This window comes from Spongiactinospora gelatinilytica, assembly GCF_003236385.1.
Taxonomy (GTDB): Bacteria; Actinomycetota; Actinomycetes; order Streptosporangiales; family Streptosporangiaceae; genus Spongiactinospora; species Spongiactinospora gelatinilytica.
Map to the genome: position 1 here is coordinate 1 of NZ_POUA01000370.1, position 7,531 is coordinate 7,531.

The 7,531-nt window shown below is 73.3% G+C and carries 6 protein-coding genes; 3 read left to right on the forward strand and 3 right to left on the reverse strand.

The genetic code is table 11. The features are described from left to right. Positions 1 to 166 precede the first annotated feature (166 nt). Complete coding sequence (locus C1I98_RS31840; protein ID WP_111171070.1) at positions 167 to 4,789, reverse strand: ATP-dependent helicase; 4,623 nt, start codon at positions 4,787 to 4,789, stop codon at positions 167 to 169. A gap of 129 nt (positions 4,790 to 4,918) precedes the next feature. On the opposite strand from C1I98_RS31840, the gene C1I98_RS31845 reads away from it, so the two are divergent. Continuing rightward, positions 4,919 to 5,407 (forward strand): VOC family protein, encoded by a 489-nt coding sequence (locus tag C1I98_RS31845; RefSeq protein ID WP_111171071.1) that lies wholly within the window; start codon positions 4,919 to 4,921, stop codon positions 5,405 to 5,407. A 35-nt stretch (positions 5,408 to 5,442) separates the two neighbouring features. Here the strand turns inward: C1I98_RS31845 and C1I98_RS31850 are convergent, their stop codons facing one another. Further along, a complete protein-coding gene (locus tag C1I98_RS31850; RefSeq protein ID WP_111171072.1) occupies positions 5,443 to 5,682 on the reverse strand; it encodes a hypothetical protein in 240 nt (79 codons plus the stop codon). A gap of 91 nt (positions 5,683 to 5,773) precedes the next feature. Here C1I98_RS31850 and C1I98_RS31855 point away from each other — a divergent pair, with 91 nt between their 5' ends. Beyond that, a complete protein-coding gene (locus C1I98_RS31855) occupies positions 5,774 to 5,968 on the forward strand; it encodes a DUF3046 domain-containing protein (RefSeq protein ID WP_111171073.1) in 195 nt (64 codons plus the stop codon). Between the two features lie 15 nt (positions 5,969 to 5,983). On the opposite strand, the gene C1I98_RS31860 is transcribed toward C1I98_RS31855, so the two are convergent. Continuing rightward, positions 5,984 to 6,253 carry a hypothetical protein gene (locus C1I98_RS31860; protein WP_111171074.1) on the reverse strand — a complete coding sequence of 90 codons (270 nt, stop codon included), beginning with the start codon at positions 6,251 to 6,253 and terminating at the stop codon, positions 5,984 to 5,986. Positions 6,254 to 6,498: 245 nt separating this feature from the next. Here C1I98_RS31860 and recA point away from each other — a divergent pair. Further along, a partial coding sequence (gene recA / locus C1I98_RS31865) for a recombinase RecA (RefSeq protein WP_111171075.1) occupies positions 6,499 to 7,531 on the forward strand: 1,033 nt, incomplete at its 3' end.

A 7,531-nucleotide genomic window follows, 5' to 3' on the forward strand; every position in this document is an offset into this window, starting at 1 on the left:
ACAAGACCCCTCGCCACTGAAGACCACCCAGCGTTCGACCCGCCCCATGGGGCGCGGCCCCGGGCCCGTAGAGGGGGCGGGCCCGTGGCCGCTCATACGCGCACACGGCCCCCGGATGTGGGCCGGCTCCTGGAGGCTTCCGGCATCGAGCCGCCCCTGTTCGGGGTCAGGCGCGTAGCCGCAGGCCGCGGGGGGTGGGGTGGAAGCCGGCCGCCTCCAGTGCGGCGGCCAGTGGGGAGTCGTTGATCGAGGCGCCGTCCGCGCGCTCGACCGTGAGCTTGCCGAGCGCCCCGTCGCGTACGGCGAGGGCCAGTGCGTCCACCGCGGACTGCACCCGGTCGTCGCCCGCGAACGACAGCAGCGTCTTGCCGCCGCGCTCGACGTACAGCACCAGGTGCCCCTCGACCATCACCACCAGCGCCCCGGCCTTGCGCCCCGGCTTGTGGGCGACCTCGCCGGGATGGACCGGCCAGGGCAGCGCCGCGCCGTACGGGTTGGCCGGGTCGGCGGCGGCCAGCACCACCGCCCGGCGCGCGCCCGTCTCGCCCGCCGACCGGCCGGAACCGCCCGCGGGCGGGGCCATCGCGCGCATCCGGTCGACCGCGCCGGGCAGCGCGAACTGGGCTCCGCCGAGCCCCTCCACGAAGTAGCCCCGCCGGCACCGGCCGCCCTCCTCGAACGCCCGGAGCACCTGGTAGACGGCCGAATAGCCGCCGGGCGACCGCTCGCCCGCGACCGCGCCCCTGGTGACCACGCCGTGCCGTTCGAGCAGCACCTCGGCCTGTGCGTGGGCGCGCTGCGTGCCGTCTTGTGAGGGGGCGGGCAGCGCCCACCACCGGCCGCCGACGGTCGGCGGCCCGCTGCGGGTCGGCAGCACCGCGCGCCGCCTGCGCCCGCCTGCCGGGCGATGGGCGGGCCGCCCGGTGCCGAGCGTCGCCCGCAGCGGGGCCAGCGTGTCGCCGGTCACCTGACCGGACCACACGAGGTCCCACAGCGCCCTGGACAGGGCCGCGTCATCGGGCACCGCCTCGGCGCCGTCGGGCAGCGCCCTGCTGAACACCTGATTGGCCAGCTCACGGAAGAACACCGCCCCGCCGCCGCCCAGCACCGCGAGGATCTGCTCGTGCACCGGCGTGCGGGTGATCTCGGCCGGCTCGGGCAGCAGCAGCGGGGCCGTGTCGGCGAAGTAGAGCGACACCCAGCCGTCGCCGCCCGGCAGCGCGCCCTGCCCGGCCCAGATCACCTCGCCGGACGCGGTCAGCTCGTCCAGCAGCGCGGGGGAGTAGCCGGGCACGCGGGACGGCAGCACCAGCGTCTCCAGCGCCGACGCGGGCACGGCGGCCCCCTGCAACTGCTCGATCGCGTTGACCAGCGCGTCCATCGCCCGGCCCGGCCCATGCCCGCCGCCGGGCCGCCGGAGGTACGCCGCACCGTCGGGTCGCTCGGACCGGTCGGCGACCGCCGAACCGGCGATCCCATGCCACACCGGAGCAAAAGCCGCGAAGGTCTCCGGTGCGACCGGCTCGACCTCCCTGCGCAGCCGCGCGAGCGACCTGCGGCGCAGCAGCCGCAGCACGCCCGCGTCGCACCACTCCTCGCCCCGCCCACCGGGCCGGAATTCGCCGCCCACCATCCGGCCGCTCGCCGACAGCCGGGCCAGCGCGTCGCTCACCACGGCGACGCCCAGCCCGAACCGGGCCGCCGCCGTGCTCGCGGGGAACGGCCCCCGGGTGCGGGCGTGCCGCGCCACCAGGTCGCCCAGCGGGTCGGCCACCGGCTCAAGGAAGGCGACCGGGACCCCTACCGGCAGCGGCGCGCCCAGCGCGTCGCGCAACCGGCCCGCGTCTTCGATGGCCGCCCACTGCTCCACCCCCGCCACCCGCACGCGGATCGCCCGGCGGTCGCGCTCCAGGCCCGTCAGCCAGCCCGGATCGCCCTCCCGCACCCGCACGTCGTCGGCCAGCAGCGGCCCGTGCGAGCGAAGCAGGTCGGCGAGGTCTTCGGCGTCGCGCAGCGGCCGGTCGAGGCGGGCCAGCTCGCGCTCGGTGTCGGCGATCACGTCGGGGTCGAGCAGCTCCCGCAGGTCGGCCTGGCCGAGCAACTCGGCGAGCAGCCGGGTGTCCAGCGCGAGGGCCTGGGCGCGGCGCTCGGCCAGCGGGGCATCGCCCTCGTACATGAACGCGCCGACGAAGTCGAACATCAGCGACGCCGCGAACGGCGACGCCTGGGAGGTCTCCACCTCCACCACGCGCACCCTCCTGGCGGCGATGTCACGCATCAGCCGCACCAGGCCGGGCACGTCGAAGACGTCTTGCAGGCACTCGCGCATCGTCTCCAGCACCACGGGGAACGAGCCGTAGGAACCGGCCACGCCGAGCAGGTGCGCGGCCCGCTGCCGCTGCTGCCACAGCGGCGTACGCCTGCCCGGACTGCGCCGGGGCAACAGCAGCGACCGCCCCGCGCACTCCCGGAACCGGGAGGCGAACATCGCCGACCCGCCCAGCTCCTCGACCACGATCTGCTCGATCTCCTCCGGGTCGAAGGCCGCCACGTCGGAGGGCGCGCCCTCGAAGGTGTCGGGCACGCGCAGCACGATGCCGTCGTCGGAGTGGACGGCCTGCACGTCGGTGCCGTAACGCTCGCGCAGCCGCCGCCCGATCGCCAGGGCCCAGGGGGCGTGCACCCGCGCGCCGTACGGCGTGTGGACCACCACCCGCCAGTCGCCCAGCTCATCATGGAACCGCTCGACCAGCAGCGTGCGGTCATCGGGCACGTAGCCGGTGGCCTCCCGCTGCTCGTCGAGGTAGGCCAGCAGGTTGGCGGTCGCGTGGTCGTCGAGCCCGGCCGCCCTGACCCGCTCCTCGCCGTCGCCCCCGGCCATGCCGCGCAGGAACTCGCCGATCGCCCGGCCCAGCTCGGCGGGCCGGCCCGCCGTGTCGCCGTGCCAGAACGGCAGCTTGCCCGGCTGCCCGGGGGCGGGGGAGACCAGCACCCGGTCGGTCGTGATGTCCTCGATCCGCCAGGAGGTGGCGCCCAGCACGAACACGTCGCCGACCCGCGACTCGTAGACCATCTCCTCGTCCAGCTCGCCCACCCTGGACGACTTCTCCCCGACCAGGAACACCCCGAACAGGCCGCGGTCGGGGATCGTGCCGCCGCTGGTGACCGCCAGCCGCTGGGCCCCGGGACGGCCGCGCAGCGTGCCGGTCACGCGGTCCCACACGATGCGCGGGCGCAGCTCGGCGAACTCCTCGCTGGGATAGCGCCCGGCCAGCATGTCGAGGGTCGCCTCCAGCGCGCTGCGCGGCAGCGTGGCGTAGGGGGCGGCCCGCCGCAGCACCGCCTCCAGGTCATCGACCGTCCAGTCGTCCATCGCGGTCATCGCGACGATCTGCTGGGCCAGGACGTCGAGCGGGTTGCGCGGATAGCGCAGCTCCTCGATGGCGCCCGCCTTCATCCGCTCGGCCACCACCGCGGTCTGCACCAGGTCGCCGCGGTACTTGGGGAAGATCACCCCACGGGACACCGCGCCCACCTGGTGCCCGGCCCTGCCGATGCGCTGCAGGCCGCTCGCCACGCTCGGCGGGGCCGCGACGCACGCCACCATGTCGACCGACCCCATGTCGATGCCCAGCTCCAGGCTGGAGGTGGCCACCACCGCGGGCAGCCGCCCGGACTTCAGCGCCTCCTCGATCTGCGCCCGTTCCTGCTTGGACACCGACCCGTGGTGCGCCCGCACGATCTCCGGGATCGCCCCCTTGCTCGCCCCCGCCTGGGCCATCATCTCGGCGGGGATCGGCTGTGCGGCGGCCAGCACGCCGCCGGCCCGCGTGTAGGCCAGCTCGTTGAGCCGGGTGCACAGCCGCTCTGCCAGCCGCCGGGAGTTGGCGAAGACGATCGTCGAGCGGTTGGCCTCGATCACGTCGAGCAGCCGCTCCTCGACGTGCGGCCAGATGGAGCGCTTGGCCGAGTCGGGCTCCGGCGCCCACGACTCGGGCTCCTCGCCGGTCGTCGCCCCGCCGCGCGCCGGGGCGTCGAGCTCCGTCATGTCCTCGATGGGGACGACCACATCGACGTCGATCACCTTGTCGGACGGCGGCTGGACCACCGTGGCGGGGCGCGCCCCGCCCAGGAACGCCGCCACCTCCCCGACCGGCCGGACCGTCGCGGAAAGGCCGATCCGCTGCGCGGGACGGGGCAGCAGCGCGTCGAGCCGCTCCAGGCTCAGCGCCAGATGGGCCCCGCGCTTGGTCGCGGCGACCGCGTGGACCTCATCGACGATGACCGTCTCCACGTCGGCGAGCGCGCTCCTGGCCTGACTGGTGAGCAGCAGGAACAGCGACTCGGGGGTGGTGATCAGGATGTCGGACGGCTTGGCGGCGAACCTGCGGCGGTCGTCGGCGGGCGTGTCGCCGGACCGGACGGCGACCGAGATCTGCGGGGCGGGCACGCCCAGGCGCACGGCGGTCTGCCGGAGGCCGGTCAGCGGCGCGCGCAGGTTGCGCTCGACGTCGACCGCCAGTGCCTTCAGCGGCGAGACGTAGACCACCCGGCAGCCGCGCCCGCCGTCTTGCGGCGGGTCGCCCGCCCGCTCGGCGGCGAGCCGGTCGATGGACCACAGGAACGCCGCCAGCGTCTTGCCCGAACCGGTGGGGGCCACCACCAAGGTGTTGTCACCCCGGGCGATCGACGCCCACGCCCCTTCCTGCGCGGCGGTGGGCGCGGCGAACGCGGCGGCGAACCACTGCCTGGTCAGGTCGGTGAAATGGACGAGCGACGAACCGGTCATGGCCCCATGATGCAACGTGCCACCGACAATTCCGCCGGGCGCCCTGCCGCCGGTCCACCGGCTCTGATCAGCAGAATGTCGCCTTCGTGGGGGATTGAGGGGGGATAGCGGCGGAGATAGAGGACGGATATGAGCATCGACCACGCGGCGATCGAAGCGGCCAGGGCCCGGATCAGATCCTCGCACGTGCGCGACCACCGCCCGCCGAGCAGCGCGCGCGGCCTTCACCACGTCGCGCTCCTGTCCTCCGACGTGGAGCGCACCATCGCCTTCTATCAGGACCTGCTGGAGTTCCCGCTCACCGAGATCGTGGAGAACCGCGACTACAAGGGGTCCAGTCACTTCTTCTTCGACATCGGCAACGGCAACCTGCTCGCCTTCTTCGACTTCCCCGGGCTCGACCTCGGCCCCTACCGCGAGGTGCTGGGCGGGCTGCACCACATCGCCATCTCCGTGGACCCGGCCACCTGGGAACGGCTGCGCGGCAGGCTCGAAGCGGCCGGCGTGCCGCACGACATCGAGAGCGGCGCGTCGATCTACTTCCGCGACCCCGACAACGCGCGCCTCGAACTCCTCGCCGACCCCCTCGGCGAGATGTACGGCTCCCGCGTGCTCTGACCGCCTCTACCCATGCGGCCCGGCCGCCGTGCCCCTCATCCGCCGCATCGGCGGCGGGTGCCCTTGGGCCGGCGCGGGCGGACGCGGGTGAACGGCTCTGCGGTGGCGCCGCGCCGCTCGGAGCGCGCGGCCTTCTCCTGCTGGACGGCGGCGCGGACCTGCGAGAGCAGCGCACGGCGGCGGGCGCGGCGGGCGGTCTTCTGAGCGGGGGTGAGCGCCAGGACGGTCGCGGCGAGCACGCCGGCGACGACGCCGATAAGGGGGAGCTTCGCCATGGCGGGGTTCTACCCAAGCGCCGCCGTACCTCAAGCGCGGGCCGAGGGCCCAAAGGGACGTGCCACCCGTTGCTTGCCCCATACTGGGGTGATGCGTCTATCCGACTTCTGGGACCGCATGCGCCGGCACTTCGGCGAGGCGTACGCCGAGTCGTGGGCACGTGACTACGTCATCGCCGAGCTGGGCGGGCGGACGGTCACCCAGGCGCTGGCCGAGGGCGTGGCCGCGAAGACCGTGTGGCGGGCGGTGTGCAAGGTGACCGACGTCGACGCCAAGCTCCGCTGACCTTCGCCCGGCCGTTCAGCGATCCTCCGCCAGCAGCTCCTTGACCATGTCGGCGGCCTGCTCGGGAAGGTCGGCCCCTTCCTGGCCGCCGGGGGACCACAGGAACAGCCAGCCGTTCTTGGACGGCGTGGCGAACACGATGGTCTGCTTGCCCGTGGTGGGATGCCAGATCCACAGCATGGGGTCGGAGCCCCCGAGCATCCTGCCGATCAGCCCGCGTTCGGGCAGGCGGGCGGACAGCTCGTCAAGGTAGGCGCGGCGTTGCTCGGCGAACGTGCTTGTCACGGGGCACCTCGCAGTCGTCTCCCTCCAGGATCACTCCAGGTCAGCACAGTGACAACAGGTCGACCGGAATGCCCGGGAATGTCGCCCGGAGGATGGGTGCGGGACGCGTGTTCGCGGGCGATCGAACAGCCGTTCGGCTATATTGGAGCGACCGACTACGGCCGAGCGCCGGAAAATGTCGGTGGCAGCGCGTAGCTTTCACGCGACGATAACGACACACCACGACACCCTTCCAGGGGGCATCCATGGCACCCAATGACCGCGAAAAGGCCCTTGAGACGGCGCTCGCCCAGATCGAGCGCCAGTTCGGCAAGGGCTCGGTCATGCGCCTCGGCGACGACACGCGTCCCCCGGTCGAGGTGATTCCGACCGGTTCCATCGCGCTCGACGTCGCCTTGGGCATCGGCGGGTTCCCGCGCGGCCGGATCGTAGAGGTCTATGGTCCCGAGTCCAGCGGTAAGACGACCGTCGCCCTGCACGCGGTGGCCAACGCGCAGCGGGCGGGGGGCATCGCGGCGTTCATCGACGCCGAGCACGCCCTCGACCCCGAATACGCACGCAAGCTCGGGGTCGACACCGACGCGCTGCTGGTCTCCCAGCCCGACACGGGCGAGCAGGCGCTGGAGATCGCCGACATGCTGATCCGCTCCGGCGCCGTCGACCTCATCGTCATCGACTCGGTCGCGGCCCTGGTGCCGAAGGCCGAGATCGAGGGCGAGATGGGCGACAGCCACGTCGGCCTCCAGGCCCGCCTGATGTCCCAGGCGCTCAGGAAGGTCGCCGGCGCGCTGAACAACACGGGCACGACCGCGATCTTCATCAACCAGCTCCGCGAGAAGATCGGCGTCATGTTCGGCTCGCCCGAGACCACGACCGGTGGCAAGGCGCTGAAGTTCTACGCCTCGGTCCGGCTCGACGTCCGGCGCATCGAGACGCTCAAGGACGGCACCGAGCCGGTCGGCAACCGCACCCGCGTCAAGGTCGTCAAGAACAAGATGGCCCCGCCCTTCCGCCAGGCCGACTTCGACATCCTCTACGGCGTGGGCATCTCCCGCGAGGGCGGCCTCATCGACATGGGCGTGGAGCACGGCTTCGTCCGCAAGTCCGGCGCCTGGTACACCTACGAGGGCGACCAGCTCGGCCAGGGCAAGGAGAACGCGCGAAACTTCCTCAAGGGGCACCCCGACATCGCCAACGAGATCGAAAAGAAGATCAAGGAGAAGCTGGGCGTGGGCCCGCGCCTCGACGCCCCTGCCGAGCCTCCCCCCGCCGCTCCTC